Annotated in this window: 11 protein-coding genes; 4 read left to right on the forward strand and 7 right to left on the reverse strand. The window is 71.1% G+C overall.

The window, feature by feature from the left end; translation table 11 throughout:
- Positions 1 to 4: 4 nt before the first annotated feature.
- The 4 genes from ACEZDG_RS26265 to ACEZDG_RS26280 form a co-directional block, all read right to left on the reverse strand.
- The gene (locus ACEZDG_RS26265) at positions 5 to 928 is read right to left on the reverse strand and encodes an ABC transporter permease (protein ID WP_380513788.1); all 924 of its coding nucleotides are present in this window, start codon (positions 926 to 928) and stop codon (positions 5 to 7) included.
- 96 nt (positions 929 to 1,024) lie between these two features.
- Positions 1,025 to 2,668: a peptide ABC transporter substrate-binding protein gene (locus ACEZDG_RS26270; RefSeq protein WP_380513790.1), complete on the reverse strand. Its 1,644-nt coding sequence runs from the start codon at positions 2,666 to 2,668 to the stop codon at positions 1,025 to 1,027.
- 367 nt (positions 2,669 to 3,035) lie between these two features.
- On the reverse strand, positions 3,036 to 4,898 hold the full coding sequence (typA, locus tag ACEZDG_RS26275) for a translational GTPase TypA (protein ID WP_380513792.1): 1,863 nt from the start codon (positions 4,896 to 4,898) through the stop codon (positions 3,036 to 3,038).
- Positions 4,899 to 5,138: 240 nt separating this feature from the next.
- On the reverse strand, positions 5,139 to 6,956 hold the full coding sequence (locus ACEZDG_RS26280) for an ABC transporter family substrate-binding protein (RefSeq protein ID WP_380513794.1): 1,818 nt from the start codon (positions 6,954 to 6,956) through the stop codon (positions 5,139 to 5,141).
- Positions 6,957 to 7,269: 313 nt separating this feature from the next.
- On the opposite strand from ACEZDG_RS26280, the gene ACEZDG_RS26285 reads away from it, so the two are divergent.
- The 4 genes from ACEZDG_RS26285 to ACEZDG_RS26300 are packed head-to-tail and all read left to right on the forward strand — an operon-like array spanning position 7,270 to position 11,216.
- Positions 7,270 to 7,596, forward strand: coding sequence for a hypothetical protein (locus tag ACEZDG_RS26285; protein ID WP_380513796.1), 327 nt, complete (start codon positions 7,270 to 7,272; stop codon positions 7,594 to 7,596).
- 49 nt (positions 7,597 to 7,645) lie between these two features.
- Positions 7,646 to 8,479 carry a hypothetical protein gene (locus ACEZDG_RS26290; RefSeq protein ID WP_380514102.1) on the forward strand — a complete coding sequence of 278 codons (834 nt, stop codon included), beginning with the start codon at positions 7,646 to 7,648 and terminating at the stop codon, positions 8,477 to 8,479.
- 14 nt (positions 8,480 to 8,493) lie between these two features.
- The gene (locus tag ACEZDG_RS26295) at positions 8,494 to 10,455 is read left to right on the forward strand and encodes a fumarate reductase/succinate dehydrogenase flavoprotein subunit (protein ID WP_380513798.1); all 1,962 of its coding nucleotides are present in this window, start codon (positions 8,494 to 8,496) and stop codon (positions 10,453 to 10,455) included.
- Positions 10,452 to 11,216, forward strand: a complete 765-nt coding sequence (locus ACEZDG_RS26300; protein ID WP_380513800.1) for a succinate dehydrogenase/fumarate reductase iron-sulfur subunit — start codon at positions 10,452 to 10,454, stop codon at positions 11,214 to 11,216. Before ACEZDG_RS26295 ends, ACEZDG_RS26300 begins: the two co-directional genes overlap by 4 nt.
- Positions 11,217 to 11,359: 143 nt before the next feature.
- Here ACEZDG_RS26300 and ACEZDG_RS26305 read toward each other — a convergent pair whose 3' ends face one another.
- From ACEZDG_RS26305 to ACEZDG_RS26315, 3 genes are all read right to left on the reverse strand, one after another.
- Positions 11,360 to 13,852 (reverse strand): SpoIIE family protein phosphatase, encoded by a 2,493-nt coding sequence (locus ACEZDG_RS26305; RefSeq protein ID WP_380513802.1) that lies wholly within the window; start codon positions 13,850 to 13,852, stop codon positions 11,360 to 11,362.
- Between the two features lie 341 nt (positions 13,853 to 14,193).
- Positions 14,194 to 16,920 carry a SpoIIE family protein phosphatase gene (locus tag ACEZDG_RS26310; protein ID WP_380513804.1) on the reverse strand — a complete coding sequence of 909 codons (2,727 nt, stop codon included), beginning with the start codon at positions 16,918 to 16,920 and terminating at the stop codon, positions 14,194 to 14,196.
- A gap of 97 nt (positions 16,921 to 17,017) precedes the next feature.
- A complete protein-coding gene (locus ACEZDG_RS26315; RefSeq protein WP_380513806.1) occupies positions 17,018 to 17,518 on the reverse strand; it encodes a (deoxy)nucleoside triphosphate pyrophosphohydrolase in 501 nt (166 codons plus the stop codon).
- Between the last annotated feature and the right edge of the window lie 153 nt (positions 17,519 to 17,671).

Consider the following 17,671-nt stretch of genomic DNA (forward strand, 5'->3'; position numbering starts at 1 on the left):
CTGGTCAGGCATAACGGATCCTCGGGTCCAGGACCGCGTAGAGCAGGTCGACGAGCAGGTTGGCCAGGAGGTAGACGACCACCAGGATGGTCACGAAGCCCACCACCGTCGGGGTGTTCTGACGGACGATGCCCTGGTAGAGCCAGTAGCCGACGCCCTGGATGTTGAAGATGCGCTCGGTCACCAGCGCGCCGCCCATCAGGGCGCCGAGGTCGGTGCCCAAGAAGGTGACCACCGGGATCAGCGAGTTGCGCAGCAGGTGGTGGGTGATCACCCGGCGCCGCGGCAGCCCCTTGGCGGTGGCGGTGCGCACGTAGTCGGCCTTGCTGTTCTCGGCGACGGTGGTCCGGGTCAGCCGGGCGACGTACGCCAGCGACACCGAGGCCAGCACGAAGCCGGGCAGGATCAGGTCGCCGATCGGCGCGCCGTAGCCCGCCGTGGCGTTGACGATCCCCCACTTCACGCCGAGCAGGTACTGCAGCACGTAACCGATCACGAAGACCGGGATCGAGATGACCAGCAGGGTGAACACCATCACCAGGGTGTCCACGGACTTGCCCCGGCGCAGGCCGCTGATCAGGCCGAGGCCGATGCCGAGCACGACCTCGACGGTGAAGGCGACCGCGGTGAGCTTGAGGGTGGTCGGATACGCCGACGCCAGCAGGCTGGTGACCTGCTGTCCGCTGAAGGTCTTGCCGAGGTCCCCGGTGAAGATCCCCTTCATGTAGTGCAGGTACTGCACCCACAGCGGGTCGTTGAGCCCCAGCGACTGCCGGAGCTGGGCCGCGACCGCCGGGTCCGGGGCCTTGTCCCCGAACAGGGCGTTCACGGGGTCGCCGAGGGCGTGCACCATCGTGAAGATGATGAATGTGGTCCCGATGAAGACCGGGATCATCTGGAGCAGTCGTCTGATGACGTAGCGCCCCATGGAACCTCCAGGGAGTCGGCCGGGCGGCAGCCGGGAACCTCACGGGCTCCCGGCTGCCGCCCGGCGTCGTCGAGCAGCAGCCAGCGCTTGGGACGACTACTTGTTGACGGTGATGTCGGTGTAGACCGGGACGCTGAACGGGTCCAGCGTCACGTTGCTGACCTTGGCGGACCAGCCGGCCGTGCCGTTCTGGTACCAGAGCGGGATCACCGGCATGTCGGCGACCAGCTGCTGCTCCGCGGACCGGAAGTCGGCGATGGCCTTGGTGGTGTCACCCTCGGCGTTGGCCTGGTCGACCAGCGAGTCGAAGGTCTTGTTGCTCCAGTGCGAGTCGTTGGAGGCGGCGTTGGTGTAGTACAGCGGCTGCAGGAAGTCCTGGATCAGCGGGTAGTCCATCTGCCAGCCGGTGCGGAACGCGCCGGTCTCCTGCTTCTTGGTCACCTGGTTGCGGAAGTCCGCGAAGGTGCCGACCGGCTTGCCGACGCAGGACTTGTTGTTGCCCAGGGTGTTGTTGATGCTGTTGCAGACCGCGTCCACCCACTCCTTGTGGGGGCCGTCGGCGTTGTAGCTGATGGTCAGCTGGCCGCCGGGGATGCCGCCGCCCTGGGTGACCAGCTGCTTGGCCTTGGTGGGGTTGTACGTGCAGGCGTCACCGCACAGCCCCTCCTTGTAGCCGCCCGCGTCGCCGAGCACCGGGGAGGTCCAGTCGGTGGCCGGGGTGCGGGTGTTGTTGAAGATCTGCTTGGTGATCGTCGCCCGGTCGATGGCCATCGACAGGCCCTGGCGGACCAGCTTCGCGTTCGCGGTGTTCCAGGCCGGCTGGTACATCGGGAAGGAGATGGTCTGGTTGATGCCGGCCGGCTCGTTGATGTAACGGCCGTTCAGGTCGGTCTGGACGGTCTTCAGCGCGGCGTTCGGCAGGCCGTTGTCCACGTCCAGGTTGCCCGACTGCAGGTCCGCGTAGGCGGCGTTGGCGTCGGTGTAGACCTTGAGGTTGATCCCGCCGTTCTTGGGCTTCTGGTCGCCCGAGTAGGTGGGGTTGGGGCGCAGCTGCATCTGCTGGCTCCGGGTCCACGAGCTGATCACGTACGGGCCGTTGCCGACCGGCTTGGCCTCCCACTTGGCCTTGTCCGTGTAGAAGGACTTGGGCAGCGGGTAGAACGCCGAGTAGCCCAGGGTGTCGGGCCAGGTCGAGAACTTGTGGGTGAGCGCCACCGTGAAGGTGTTGTCGTCGACGACCTTGAGGCCGGACATGGTCTTCGCGGTGGGCGCGCCGGTGGCCGGGTGGACGTCGGTGTAGCCCTTGATCGCCGTGAAGAACGGGTCGGTGTTGTTCTGGGCGTTGGGGAGGTACGTGCCCCAGTTCCAGGCGTCCACGTAGGAGCTGGCGGTCACCGGGGTGCCGTCGCTGAACTTCCAGCCGGGCTTCAGCTTGATGGTGAAGTTCTGCTGGTCGGTGCTGGTGACCGACTCGGCGTTGGCGTTCTCCGCCTTGGCGGTCTTCGGGTCGTAGGACTTCAGACCCGTGAAGATCATGTTGAGCACCGCCCCGCCGTTCACCTCGTTGGTGTCGGTCGGGATCAGCGGGTTCTGCGGGTCACCCCACCATGCGTTCACGACACCACTGGCGTTCGCGGCACCGGAGCTGCCGGAGCTGGAGCTCCCGCTGCTGCAGGCAGTGGCCGCGAGGGCGATGACGATCGCTCCGACGGCGAACTTGGCGTGCGTGGCTCCACGCATGGACGTGCCTCCTCAGACGTACTGTCCAGTCGTTCCGTGCGCTCGACGTGCTGACCCGAGCGGCCTGATTCCTACTATCTGTCACTGTCAAGAATGCTTATGACCAAATCACATTTCGTTTTGATCACACGCCTGTGACTCATATCTCGCAACCCGGGCGTGTCCAGGTGGGTGCAAGGGGTCATCAAACGGACAGCGGACTCCGCCATCAGACATGGTGTCACCGATATTCGCCACAGCCGCCTCTGACACTCGAACGACCGCACACTACGCAGGGTGATCGGGTGCGGGCATGAAAAAGCCGCTGGGCGGCACCCCCGAAAGGGTGCCGCCCAGCGGCGTCCGGACGCTGTCCGGGTGCTGCCCGCTACTTGTTGCGGCCGCGGTTACGACCGCGGGTCTGCGCGTCCAGGATGACCTTGCGGATGCGCACGGTCTCCGGGGTGACCTCGATGCACTCGTCCTCGCGGCAGAACTCCAGCGACTGCTCCAGCGAGAGCTTGCGCGGCGGCACCAGGTTCTCGGTGGTGTCGGAGGAGGCCGCACGCATGTTGGTGAGCTTCTTCTCCTTGGTGATGTTGACGTCCATGTCGTCGGAGCGGGAGTTCTCTCCGATGATCATGCCCTCGTACACCTCGGTGGTGGGCTCGACGAAGATCACGCCGCGCTCCTGCAGGCCCATCATCGCGAACGGCGTCACCACGCCGGCCCGGTCGGCGACCAGCGAGCCGTTGTTGCGCATCCGCAGCTCGCCGAACCACGGCTCGTGGCCCTCGAAGATGCTGTGCGCGATACCGGTGCCGCGGGTGTCGGTGAGGAACTGGGTGCGGAAGCCGATCAGGCCGCGGGCCGGGACCACGAACTCCATCCGGACCCAGCCGGAGCCGTGGTTCGTCATGGTCTCCATCCGGCCCTTGCGGACCGCCATGAGCTGGGTGATCGCGCCCAGGTACTCCTCGGGGGCGTCGATCGTCATCCGCTCGACCGGCTCGTGCAGCTTGCCGTTGATCTCCTTGGTGACCACCTGCGGCTTGCCGACGGTCAGCTCGAAGCCCTCCCGGCGCATGGTCTCGACCAGGATGGCCAGCGCCAGCTCGCCGCGGCCCTGGACCTCCCAGGCGTCCGGACGCTCGGTCGGCAGCACCCGGAGCGAGACGTTGCCGATCAGCTCGCGGTCCAGCCGGTCCTTGACCATGCGGGCGGTGAGCTTGTGGCCCTTGCCGTGCTTGCCGACGATCGGCGAGGTGTTGGTGCCGATGGTCATCGAGATGGCCGGCTCATCCACCGTGATCAGCGGCAGCGCGACCGGGTTCTCCAGGTCGGCCAGGGTCTCGCCGATCATGATCTCCGGGATGCCGGCGATGGCGCAGATGTCGCCGGGGCCGGCCCACTCGGCGGGCTTGCGGGTGAGCGCCTCGGTCATCAGCAGCTCGGTGATCTTGACCTGCTTGATCGAGCCGTCGCGCTGGATCCAGGCCACCTGCTGGCCCTTGCGGATCTCGCCCTCCTCGACCCGGCAGAGCGCGATGCGGCCGAGGAAGTTGTCGGCGTCCAGGTTGGTGACGTGCGCCTGGAGCGGGGCGCCCTCGGTGTACGTCGGGGCCGGGACGGCCGACAGGATGGTGGAGAAGAACGGCTCCAGGCTGTCGCTGTCGGCCGGGACGGTGCCGTTCTCCGGCTTGCTCAGCGAGGCCACGCCGTCACGCGCGCAGGCGTAGACGATCGGGAACTCGATCTGGTCCTCGGTCGCGTCCAGGTCCAGGAACAGGTCGTAGGTCTCGTTGATGACCTCGTCGATCCGGGAGTCCGGGCGGTCCGTCTTGTTGATGCAGAGGATCACCGGCAGCTCGGCGTCCAGCGCCTTGCGCAGGACGAAGCGGGTCTGCGGCAGCGGGCCCTCGGACGCGTCCACCAGCAGCACGACGGCGTCGACCATGGACAGGCCGCGCTCGACCTCACCACCGAAGTCGGCGTGGCCGGGGGTGTCGATGATGTTGATGGTCACCACGTCGCCGCCACCCTTGGGGTGGTACTTGACCGCGGTGTTCTTGGCGAGAATGGTGATGCCCTTCTCGCGCTCCAGGTCGTTCGAGTCCATCATTCGGTCGTCGAGGTGCTGGTGAGCGGCGAAGGCACCCGCCTGCTTCAGCATGGCATCGACCAGCGTGGTCTTGCCGTGGTCGACGTGGGCGACGATGGCGACGTTTCGGATGTCATTACGCGTGGGCATACGGGGGTGAATCTCCCGGGTCGTGGGGCGTGGTCGGTAACATCTGGCGTGGGCCGCACCGAAGCGTCGACCCTCCCGAGTCGTTCGCGCCACCTGCCGCCGGTCCACCTGCCGGGCACACATGCCACGGCTTACCCCCATGGTACGGGGCCGCGCGCACCGACACTGCCCGCGCCGGTGGCGCAACCCCCCGCACCTGTGCGACGCGCGTCACATTCCGGCGGTATCCGCCCGTCGGGGCTACCCCCGGGTGAAGCCGAGGTCCTGGAAACGCGGGGCGCCGAAGCCGAAGGCCCCGGCGTTTGCGACGGTGGAGCGGACCGCGACCAGCTCCGGGCGCTGGAACAGCGGCAGCGAGGGGGCCTCCTGCCAGATCCGCGTGTCCGCCTCGCTGACCAGCTTGGACGCCTTCCCCGGGTCGAGCTGCGCGGCGGCCTGGGCCAGCAGCCGGTCCACCTCGTCGGTGCCGGTGCCGGAGAGGTTCTGCCCGTTCGCCACCGCCCCGTCCGGGCCGACCTGGGGCTTGGCGAACAGCGCGGCCTCGTCCGCGACCGGGAACCGGGAGGCCGGCCAGGAGAACAGCGCCAGGTCGAAGTCGCCCGCGCTGACGTGGTCGGCGAAGAAGGAGTCGCCGGAGACCGCGCGGATCCGGACCGGGATGCCGACCCGGCCCAGCTGGGCCGTGACCAGGTCGGCGACCTGGGCGTCCTGGGCCGAGCCGGTACGGGTGAGCAGGGTCAGCGCCAGCGCCCGGCCGCCCTTGGAACGGGCCGCGACCGGCACCGCCCCGCCGCTGCTGCCGCCGGCCGCACCGCCCCTGGCGGTGGCCCCGCCGGACGGGACCACCGCGTCGCCCTGGGCGGTGGCGGTACTGGTGGCCGCGTCGCCCTTGGCGGCGGCCAGGGCGCCGCCGAGGCGCCAGCCGGCCGCGTCCAGGTGCCGGGTGGCGTTCTCGGCGCCCGCGGCGAGCGCGGCGCTGTCGTCCTCGTAGCCCTGCTGGTCGGCCATCACCAGATGGCTGCCGAGGGTGACCACGGGCAGGCCCAGCGGCTTGAGCACGGCGTCGGCGATCTGGGTCCGGTCCACCGCCTGGGCGACGGCGCGGCGCAGGTCCGGGTCGGCCAGCGGGCCGCTGCCGCCGTTCAGGGTGAGCTGGACGTAGGCGGGGGCGGAGGCGGTGTGCAGGGCGACCCCGGGAACCGCCCTGGCCTGCGCCTCGGCTGCGGCGCCGCCGTCCTCGACGGCCCGGCTGAGGTCGGCGACGTCCAGCTTGCCGGCCCGCAGCGCGGCGGTCCTGGCGTCCGGGGCGACCGCGGTGAAGTCGATCGCGTCCAGCTTGGCCGGGGCGCCCCACCAGCGCGGGTTGCGGACCACGGTGACCGTTCCGGCGGCGGCGGACTTCAGCGTGAACGGGCCCGCGTCGGCGGCGAGCCGGGTCCGGGAGCCGTCGTTGAAGGCCGCGGCGGTGCTGGTGGCGGCGGCCGGGTAGAGCGGGGCGAACAGGCCCTTCCAGGGCCCGTAGGGCTTGGCGAAGACCACCCGGACGTCGGCGGGGGTGGCCCCCTGGCCGATCGAGGCGATGCTGTCGTACCCGGCCGTGCGGGCGGTCCAGAAGGCCTGGTCCCGGCCGCTGAGCGCGTGCCACTGGGCGGTGAAGTCGGCGGCGGAGAGCGGCTTCCCGTCGCTCCAGACCGCCTTGGGGTTGAGGTGGTAGACCACGGTCTGCGGATTCGACGACGTCTGCTCGACCCCGCTGAGGTAGTCCGGGTCGGGCCGGGGGACGGCGTGCTCGTCCTGGGTGAACAGGGTCGGCAGCACCGCGCCGGCGATCAGCGAGGTGTCGTCGGTGGCGTCGGCCTGGAAGGTGTTGAAGGTGGTCGGCACCGCGTCCACGGCCCAGTGCAGCGTCCCGCCCTGGACCACCGCGGAGCGGTCGGCCCGGGCCAGGTCGGCCGCCTTGGCGCCGGGGCTGCCGCCGGAGCAGGCGGCCAGGGTCACTCCGAGGACAGCACAGGCGACGACGGCGAGCGTGCCATAGGGGCGGGGGCGACCGGACACAGTGACCTCATACCTTCACGTGCGCATACAGGCACATCTCATGGTTATTGGGGCATGACGCCCCACCACTGAAGTGCACCGACAGGACCCGGGCCCTCCGACACGGCTGCGCGGGTCCGCAGCATCACCCGTTCGGGGCAGCGGTCGCCGGGCGGACGGGGCGCGCGCGGGGACCGCGGGCCCGGGAAATCCCGCCAATCCTGCGCAAGCCCTTCCCAGCGGGCTGTGATCAGGGACACACTCGCTTCCGCACCACTGCCTGACGGCACATCAGAAATGTTGATCAGTACGTACGTGCGGAGGTGGCATCGGCATGCCCTCAACTGCTCCTACCCCGGACAGCGCGCCCCTGGTCGAGGCCGGGCGCTGCCTCGACGAGCTGGACCGCGCGCTGCGCGCGGCGCAGGCCGGACTCGGCAGCGGGCTCGACGTACGGCGGGTCCGTACCGACCTGGTGCACCTGCGGGAGAGCCTCGCCCTGCTCTGCGACGCGGCAGCCGCCGGCGCCGCCCAGGACCCGGCCCCGGCCTCCGCCTGGGCGCCACGGCCGCAGGGCATGGTCGACGTCCCCGACACCCCGTACGACCCGGCGATGTGGCGCGACGCCGACGACGAAGGAATCGGCTGCCGCCACCGCTGAGCGGGCGGGCAGCTACCAGCAGGAGGAAGAGAGCAGCGTGACGACCGAGATCCGGCCACCGGAGTCCCCGTCCAGTCCAGAACCGCCGGGACGGGGGATCCACTCCCCCGGGCGTGCCGCGATCTCCGCGCGCCACCTGCGGACCGACCGCTGGTGGGTGCCCCAACTCGCCACCGCGCTGGGACTGCTGGCGTTCATCGTGTATTCCACCTGGCGGGCCTTCTGGGGGCTGCACAGCTCCTACGCGGCCCCGTACGTCTCGCCGTTCTACTCGCCCTGCCTCGCGGCCAACTGCCCGGACATGCCCGGCGGCGCGGACTGGGCGCTGTTCGGCAGCTGGTGGCGGATCTCCCCGGCGCTGATCGTGCTGATCTTCCCGCTGGGCTTCCGGATGACCTGCTACTACTACCGCAAGGCGTACTACCGGGCGTTCTGGTCCTCCCCGCCGGCCTGCGCGGTGGCCGAGCCGCATGCCTCGTACAGCGGCGAGACCCGGTTCCCGCTGGTGCTGCAGAACATCCACCGCTACTTCTTCTACTTCGCCATCGTGGTCGCCGGGATCCTGACCTACGACGCGGTGCTGGGCTTCCGCAATCCGGCCGGCGCCTGGGGGCACGCCGGGCTCGGCACCCTGGTGCTGCTGGTCAACATCGGGCTGATCTGGGCGTACACCCTGTCCTGCCACTCCTGCCGGCACATCGTCGGCGGACGGCTGAAGCACTTCTCCAAGCATCCCGTCCGCTACCGGATGTGGAGCTTCGTCGGGAAGCTGAACGCCCGTCACATGCAGCTGGCCTGGGCCTCGCTGATCAGCGTCGGGGTCGCCGACTTCTATGTGTACCTGGTCGCCAGCGGTGTCTTCGCCGACCCCCGCTTCTTCTAGAAGGACTGAACTGAATGACTGAGGTGGAGCGCCACACGTACGACGTGGTCGTGGTGGGTGCCGGAGGCGCGGGGCTGCGGGCCGCGATCGAGGCCCGCGAGCAGGGCATGCGCACCGCGATCATCTGCAAGTCGCTGTTCGGCAAGGCCCACACGGTGATGGCCGAGGGCGGCATCGCCGCCAGCATGGGCAACGTCAACTCCGACGACAACTGGCAGACGCACTTCCGCGACACCATGCGCGGCGGCAAGTTCCTGAACCACTGGCGGATGGCCGAACTGCACGCCCAGGAGGCCCCGGACCGGGTCTGGGAGCTGGAGACCTGGGGCGCGCTGTTCGACCGCACCAAGGACGGCCGGATCTCCCAGCGCAACTTCGGCGGGCACGAGTACCCGCGGCTGGCGCACGTCGGCGACCGGACCGGCCTGGAGCTGATCCGCACCCTGCAGCAGAAGGTGGTCAGCCTGCAGCAGGAGGACTTCAAGGAGTACGACGACTACGAGGCCCGGATCAAGGTCTTCCAGGAGTACACCGTCACCAGGGTGCTCAAGGCCGAGGACCGGGTCAGCGGGGTCTTCGGCTACCAGCGCGAGTCCGGGCGGTTCTTCACCATCGAGGCACCCTCGGTGATCCTGGCCACCGGCGGCATCGGCAAGTCCTTCAAGGTGACCTCCAACTCCTGGGAGTACACCGGCGACGGGCACGCGCTGGCGCTGCTGGCCGGGGCGAACCTGCTGAACATGGAGTTCGTCCAGTTCCACCCGACCGGCATGGTCTGGCCGCCCTCGGTGAAGGGCATCCTGGTCACCGAGTCGGTCCGCGGCGACGGCGGGGTGCTGCGCAACAGCGACGGCAAGCGCTTCATGTTCGACTACATCCCCGACGTGTTCCGGGCCCAGTACGCCGACACCGAGGCCGAGGGCGACCGCTGGTACGCCGACCAGGCCAACAACCGGCGGCCCCCCGAGCTGCTGCCCAGGGACGAGGTGGCCCGCGCCATCAACTCCGAGGTCAAGGCCGGCCGCGGCACCCCGCACGGCGGCGTCTACCTGGACGTCTCCACCCGGCTCCCGGCCGAGGAGATCCGGCGCCGGCTGCCGTCGATGCACCACCAGTTCAAGGAGCTGGCGGACGTCGACATCACCGCCGAGCCGATGGAGGTCGGCCCGACCTGCCACTACGTGATGGGCGGGGTCGAGGTCGACCCCGACACCGCCGCCGCCTCGGTGCCGGGCCTCTACGCGGCCGGCGAGGTGGCCGGCGGGATGCACGGCTCCAACCGGCTGGGCGGCAACTCGCTCTCCGACCTGCTGGTCTTCGGCCGCCGGGCCGGGCTGCACGCGGCCCTGTACGCGGCGGCCCTGGCCGAGCGTCCGACCCTGGACCAGGAGCAGATCGACGCCGCCGCGGCCGAGGCCCTGGCGCCGTTCGAGGGGGTGGACGGCGATGGCCCGGTGGAGAACCCCTACACCCTGCACCAGGAGCTGCAGCAGACCATGAACGACCTGGTCGGCATCATCCGCCGGGAGGGCGAGATGGCCGAGGCGCTGCAGCGGCTGGCCGGACTGCGGGAGCGGGCCGAGCGGGCCGTGGTGGAGGGCCACCGGCAGTTCAACCCGGGCTGGCACCTGGCCCTGGACCTGCGCAACATGCTGCTGGTCTCGGAGTGCGTGGCCCGCGCGGCCCTGGAGCGCACCGAGAGCCGCGGCGGCCACACCCGCGAGGACCACCCGGCGATGGACAGCAGCTGGCGGAAGGTCAACCTGATCTGCTCGATCGCCGACAAGCCCTCGACCGAGGGCCAGATCCACCTGCAGCACAAGGCGAACCCGCCGATCAGGGCCGATCTGCTCGACCTGTTCGAGACCGGCGAGCTGAAGAAGTACCTGACCGACGACGAGCTGCCCTCGGCGGACGTCCCCGAGCAGCGCACCACCCCCACCGACGCCGAGGTCCCGGACGGAGCCGAGCAGTGAGCTATCTGGCCAACTTCCGCGTGTGGCGCGGCGACTCCTCGGGCGGCGCGCTCGAACCCTACGAGGTCGAGGTCAACGAGGGCGAGGTGGTGCTGGACATCGTGCACCGGCTCCAGGCCACCCAGGCGCCGGACCTGGCGGTCCGCTGGAACTGCAAGGCCGGCAAGTGCGGCTCCTGCAGCGCCGAGGTGAACGGGCGGCCCCGGCTGCTGTGCATGACCCGGATGTCCACCCTGCCGCCGGACGAGCCGGTCACCATCACCCCGATGCGCACCTTCCCGGTGCTGCGGGACCTGGTGACGGACGTGTCCTTCAACTACACCAAGGCGCGGGAGGTGCCGAGCTTCATCCCGCCGGCCGGCCTGAAGCCCGGCGAGTACCGGATGCAGCAGGCGGACGTGAACCGCTCGCAGGAGTTCCGGAAGTGCATCGAGTGCTTCCTGTGCCAGAACACCTGCCACGTGGTCCGCGACCACGAGGAGAACAAGCCCTCCTTCTCCGGCCCGCGGTTCCTGATGCGGGTGGCGGAGCTGGACATGCACCCGCTGGACGCGGCGGAGGATGCCGGTCTGGACCGGAAGCGGACGGCGCAGGAGGAGCACGGGCTGGGGATGTGCAACATCACCAAGTGCTGCACCGAGGTGTGCCCGGAGCACATCAAGATCACGGACAATGCGCTGATTCCGTTGAAGGAACGGGCGGTTGACCGGAAGTACGATCCGCTGGTGTGGCTGGGCGCCAAGATCTCGCGTCGCAAGTAGGGAAGGTCTGCGGGGAGCTGTACGACGGTGTCGGTTGCTGTTCGCGCAGTTCCCCGCGCCCCTGGGGGGCTGCAACTGGGCCAGCTGCAAAACCTCAGGGGCGCGGGGAACTGCGCGAACGGGAACCAGGCAGGTGCCGCACCTTACGTCCGGGGCAGGCTGAGCTCGAACCACACCGTCTTGCCGGACGGAGTCCGGCGGGAGCCCCAGCGGTCGGCGAGCATGCTGACCAGCTGCAGGCCCCGGCCGCCCTCGTCGGTGTCGCGGGCGCGCCGCTGCCGCGGCTGGGCGTAGCCGTTGTCCCAGACCTCGCAGACCAGCTTGGTGTCCCGCAGCAGCCGCAGCCGGATATTGCCCCGGCCGTGCCGCAGGGCGTTCGTGGCCAGCTCGCTGACCAGCAGTTCGCTGGTGTCTATCAGGTCGTCGAGCCCCCGGGCCAGCAGCCAGCCGCAGGCGAGTTCACGGGCCCGGGCCACCGAGGTGGGCTCGGACGGCAGGGTCCAGTCGCCGACCGCGTCGGCCGGCAGCGCGTGCACCCTGGCCATCAGCAGCGCGATGTCGTCCTCGCCGTGGTGCGGGTCGAGCGCGGTGAGCAGGTGGTCGCAGAGGTCCTCCAGCTCGCGCGGCGGCCCGGACAGGGTCTCCCGCAGGGCCGAGAGCCCCTCCTCCAGCTGGTGCTTGCGGGACTCGACCAGGCCGTCGGTGTAGAGGCCGAGCAGGGCGCCGTCCGGGATGTCGACGGTCACCTCCTCGAACGGCTCGCCGCCGACGCCCAGCGGCAGCCCCGGCGGGACGTCCAGCATCAGCGCCTCCTCGCCCGGGATGACCAGCACCGGCGGGAGGTGGCCCGCGTTGGCGAAGGTACATCGCTGGGTGACCGCGTCGTAGACGGCGTAGACGCAGGTGGCGAGGTAGAGCTCGACCCGGTCGGAGTCGTCCGGGTCGTCGTCCCCGTCGCCGAGGCCGCGGGCGATCTCGTCCAGCGCGGTGAGCACCTCGGCCGGGTCCAGGTCGAGCATGGCCAGGGTGCGGACGGCGGTCCGCAGCTGGCCCATGGCGACGGCCGCGCGCAGGCCGCGGCCCATCACGTCGCCGATCACCAGCGCGGTGCGGTTGCCCGGAAGTTGGATGATGTCGAACCAGTCGCCGCCGACCTCGGTGCCGCTGCTACCGGGACGGTAGCGGCAGGCGATCTCGAGACCGGACGCGGCCGGGCTGCCCGGGGGCAGCAGGCTGCGCTGCAGGATCAGCGCCCGCTCGTGCTCCCGGCGGTAGAGCCTGGCGTTGTCGATGCAGACCGCGGCCCTGGCGACCAGTTCGGTGGCGATGGCCACGTCCCTGGAGTCGAAGGGCTCGCTGCCCTTGGCCCGGGAGAGCTGGACCAGGCCGAGGACGGTGTCGCGGGCGACCATCGGGACGATCACCGTGCTGGCGATCAGCGGGTCGGGGTCCGGATTGCCGGGGCTGGTCAGGGTGATGCTGCGGCCGGTGCGCAGCGCCTTGGCGTACAGCGAGCGCGGCGGGTAGCAGAAGTTGCCGCCGATCTCCGCGCGCGGGCCCTGGTGGCCGACCCCGGGGTTGAGCACCGAGGTGTGCGACACGGTGCTGGCCGAGGCCACCCGGCGCAGCTCGCCGGCCCCGTCCGCCCGGCCCACCTGCAGGCCGAGGCCCGGGTCGGTGTCGGCGGCCAGCACGCCCTGGTAGAGGTCGACCGAGGCCACGTCGCAGAAGCCGGGGACGGTGACGTCCAGCAGTTCGCGGGCGGTGGTCTCCAGGTCCAGGGTGGAGCCGATGTGCGCCCCGGCCTCGTTCAGCAGGGCCAGGCTGCGGCGGGCGCTGGCGGCCTCCCGCTCGGCCCGCTGGCGGCCGGTGACGTCGACCACCTGTCCTGCCACGCCCATCGGCCGGTTGCTGGCGCTGAGCAGCCGGTAGAGCGAGATGGACCATCGTCGGCGGCCCGGCTTGGTCGGCACGGTGCCGTTGAAGCGCAGGTCGACCACCGGGTCGCCGGACTCCATCACCGAGAGCAGCGCCTGGTGCAGCCGGTCCGCCTCGGGCCGCGGCAGCAGGTCGTGCACGGTGACGCCCTGGAGGGTGCCCGGGGTCATCCCCAGACCCTCGGCGAAGCTCTCGTTCACCCGCTGGACGGTGAAGTCCTGGTCGAACAGCACAAACCCGGTCGGAGCCTGACCGAAAACCGCCTCGGAAGCGGCCAGATCCGTCTCGATCCGACGCAGCTTGCGCAGGTCCACGGCCATGCAGACGACGCCGTTGCGGCCGTCCTCGCCCCTGGCCGGCATCAGGTAGAGCTCGGCGACGCTCTCCTGGCCGTCGCTGTCGCGATAGGGGGCGGTGCCCACCCACTCCTGCCCGGCCAGGATCTCGGCCATCCGCTCCCGGCCGCGCCGCCACAGCTCGCGCGGGGCGAAGCTGGTGACCGGGTCGTGGCCGACCGCCTCCTCGGCGGGGATGCCGAAGAACTCGGCGGCGCGGTCGCTCCACTGGCTGATCAGGCCGTCGGCGCCGATGGAGAAGGCAGCGACGCGTATGTAGTCGTAGATCGAGCCCGGTTCGCCGTGCCCCCAGTTCTCGATGTCGACGTCGGGGGCCTCCACCGCGGCGGTCTCATGGTCCATGGCATCCGATCGGCCCTCGCCTGCGGGGTGCGGGACGCCGCCCCGCGTGTGCTCCCGCTGTTCCCGGCCATGCTTGGCGGGCTCTGGGCCCGTCCCGCTGCCCAGAGACGCCCTGCGTGTCGGCATCTCGCTCAACTGCCCGACTCCTCCAGCCATCGGCACCTGGATGTCGCTGGTCCGAGTATTCATCATCTCGGTGCGGCAGCACACGTCCCAGGGGTACACAACATCAAAACGAGGTAAGGAATTGCCATAACCGTCTAAGTACGCTCATCGCGGGGAAGAACACGTGGCACCTGCCTGAGTGCGACGAGACAGCCACGGGACCGGAACCCTACGCCTCAGTCAACCGGAACGGGAGGGGCTGCGGGTAGCGCCTGTTCGAACCAGACCACCTTTCCTGCTCCTTCGGCCCGAGTGCCCCAGCTGTCCGCGAGTTGATGGACCAGCTGCAGGCCCCGGCCGCCCTCGTCGGTGCCGGCCGAGACCCGCTCCAGCGGGGGGTCGGGCAGCGGGTCGGAGACCTCGACCAGCAGGGTCCGCCCGGTCCGGCTGAGCCGCAGTCCGATCGGCGCCTCCGAGTAGCGGACGGCATTGGTGACCAGCTCGCTGACCAGCAGCTCCGCCGTGTCCAGCAGCGCCACCAGGCTCCATTCGACCAGCACCGAGCGGACCAGCCGGCGGGCCCTGGAGGCGGCGGTGGGCACCGCGGTCAGGGTCCAGGAGAGGGTCTCCCGGCCGGCCTCAGCACGCGAGCTGCCGAGCCGGGCCACCAGCAGGGCGACGTCGTCCGGCTCCTGGCCCCGTTCCAGGGTGCCGACCACCCGGTCGCAGGCCTCCTCGACCGAATCAAACTCCTGTTCAAGGACCGCGCACAGCCGCCGGGTCCCCACATCGATGTCCTCGGTGCGCGACTCGACCAGGCCGTCGGTGTAGAGGACCAGCAGGCTGCCCTCCGGCGCGGTCAGCTGCACCGAGGCGAACGGCACCCCGCCCACCCCGAGCGGGGTGCCCGAGGGCAGGTCGAGCACCTGGGCCGGCTCCCCCGGGACGATCAGCAGCGGCGGGGTGTGCCCCGCCTTGGCCAGCACCAGCTGCCGGGTCGCCGGATCGTAGACCGCGTAGACGCAGGTGGCGATGAGCGCCTCGTCCGGCCCCTGGGCCAGGTCGTCGGCCAGGTCGTGCACGTGCTGCAGCAGCACGTCCGGCGGCAGCCCCAGCATCGCCAGGGTGCGGACGGCGGTACGCAGCCGTCCCATCGTCGCCGCCGCCCGCAGGCCGTGGCCCATCACGTCGCCGACCACCAGCGCCACCCGGTCGTCCGGCAGCGGGATCACGTCGAACCAGTCCCCGCCGACCTCGGTCCCGCTGCTGCCGGGGACATAGCGGTAGCCGATCTCCACCCCCGGCGGCTGCGGCACGGTCTGCGGCAGCAGGCTGCGCTGCAGCATCAGCGCGGCGGCCCGCTCCCGGGCGTAGAGCCGGGCGTTGTCCAGCGAGGACCCGGCCCGGTCGGCCAGCTCCCCGGCGAAGGCCAGCTCGTCCCGGTCGAAGCCCTCGCGCCGCCCGGCCCGGCTCAGCACCATCAGCCCGAGCACGATGCCGCGCGCCCGCAGCGGCACCACCAGCATCGAGTGCACGCCCAGCTCGTAGGCGGCCCTGACCCGGGGGTCGTCCTGGCTGGTGGTCTCCTCCAGCAGGGCCGGGGACTCCAGCTGCTCGGCCAGGCCGCTGCGCAGCACCCGGGCGAACAGTGAGCCCTCGGCCATGTCGATGCTCGCCCCCTTGGTCATCATCACGTCCGCGGTGTCGCTGGGCTCGACGGCGGCGGTGCCGGTCATCACCAGCCGGGTGAGCCGGGTGTGGGCGTGCCGGGGCAGGTCGTCCCCGTCGGCGACGGCCTGCAGCAGCACCACCCCGGAGTAGTCGGCCAGCGCCGGGACCAGGGCCGCGGCCAGCTCCTCGGCGATCCGGACCGCGTCCAGCAGGTCGCCGATCCGGGTGCCCAGCTCATTGAGCAGGGCGAGCCGGCGGCGGGCGTGCTCGACCTTGGCGACCGCTCGGTAGCGGTCGGTGACGTCCATGATCATGCCGGTGACGCCGAGCACCCGCCCGGCCCGGTCGTGCAGCCGGGAGTAGGAGATCGAACGGTATCCGGCCCGGCGCGGGTTGGGCCCGGCCACGGTCAGGTCCACCACCGGTTCGCCGGTGGCCAGGACCTGCCGCTGGATCGCGGTCACCTCGTCGGCCGCGCCCTCGGGCAGGGTCTCGCCGGTGGTCCGCCCGAGGTGGTCGGCGACCGGCAGGCCGTTCATCCGGGCCAGCGTCTCATTGACCCGGACGTAGCGGAGCCGGTCGTCCAGCACCGCGATGCCCAGCGGGGACTGCTCGAACAGCGCGTCCTGCACCGCGAGGTCGTGCTCGACCGCGTTCAGCCTCCTCGCGTCGGCGAGCCGGACCAGCAGGTACGAGGAGGAGGCGCGGTTCTGCAGCAGCGACACCCGGGCGTCCAGCACGACCTTGGCGCCGTCCCGGTTGCACAGCACCACCGGACCGCGCCAGCCGCCCTGGGCCACCGCCGCGGCGATCACCTCGTGGCCGCGGCGCAGCAGCTCGGCGTCGCCGCCGACCAGCACGTCCAGATCCCGCCCCACCAGCGCCTCGCTCGGCCAGCCGAGCAGTTCCTCGGCGGCGGGGCTCCACAGCACGACGGTGCCGGCCGCGTCGATCATGACGATGGCGACCCGGACGTCCTCCAGCACGCCGCCGCTGCCGCGGCCCCGGGAGCCTTCCTGGGGACCGTCCTGGGCGTTGGGCCGGGGGTTGTCCTGCGGGTCGGCCCGGAGCCGCTTCTCGTCGGAGGTCTGCGGCTGGAACAGGCCCAGCTGCGGGGAGGTCGGGAACGGCACCGGGCGGCGGGACCGGAACTCGGTCGGGGTCAGCGGGGGCGCGGGTGCGGGCGCCGCCGCGCCCGGCGGCTGCTCCTGGGGCGGCCTGGTGGCGACCGAGCGCCTGCGCAGACGTGCGCGAGCGGCGGCGGTGCTGGGCCTGCGGCGTGGCTCCCTCACGTACGTCCCGTCCGAAAATCGCGGCGCCGGCCGCCGCTCGGGGGGCAGCCGAATACTGACATACCCGTTCAAACTTCGCTCTACCCCGCCGTATGGGTCAAGTTGCGGCGGGGTCGGGCGCGGGGCCGGGCGCTGCTGGGTCGGGCGCTGCGGGGTCGAGCGCTGCCTCGGCGGCGGCGAGCAGCCGGGCGACGGCGGGGAGGGCGAACCGGTCCTGGTCCAGCCAGTCGACGCGGTCCAGCTCGGCGGCGGAGAGCCAGCGCAGCTCGGAGTGGTCCTGCAGCGGCGCCGGGGTGCCCGACAGCAGCTCGGCCGTCCAGATCTGCAGCTCCAGATCCGCCCGCACCGGCCACGCGCCGGGGATCCGCGCCAGCGCCCGCGCCTCCACCCCCAGCTCCTCCCGGAGCTCCCGGACCAGCGCCTCCGGCGGCGTCTCGCCCGCCTCGGCCTTCCCGCCCGGGAACTCCCAGCGACCGGCCGTCTCGGCGGGCGCGCTGCGCCGGGCGGCGAGGACCCGGCCGCCGGCGATCAGGGCGCCGCCGACGACGATCCGGGGAGCGACGGTCCTGGAAGCGGGGAGGGCGGTGTGCTGATCCATGGGACGAGCGTAGGTGCTGCGCAGGTAGCGGAGGCAGCCGGAAACGGCCGGGCCCGCCTCCGTGGGGGATGAAGGCGGGTCCGGCGCTCAGGGGGGTGGTGCGGTGGGGGTGGTGGGTGAGGCTGGTGCGGCGGGTGCGGATAGCTCAGGTGC

Origin of the sequence: Streptacidiphilus alkalitolerans, assembly GCF_042511045.1 — a bacterium.
GTDB lineage: Bacteria > Actinomycetota > Actinomycetes > Streptomycetales > Streptomycetaceae > Streptacidiphilus > Streptacidiphilus alkalitolerans.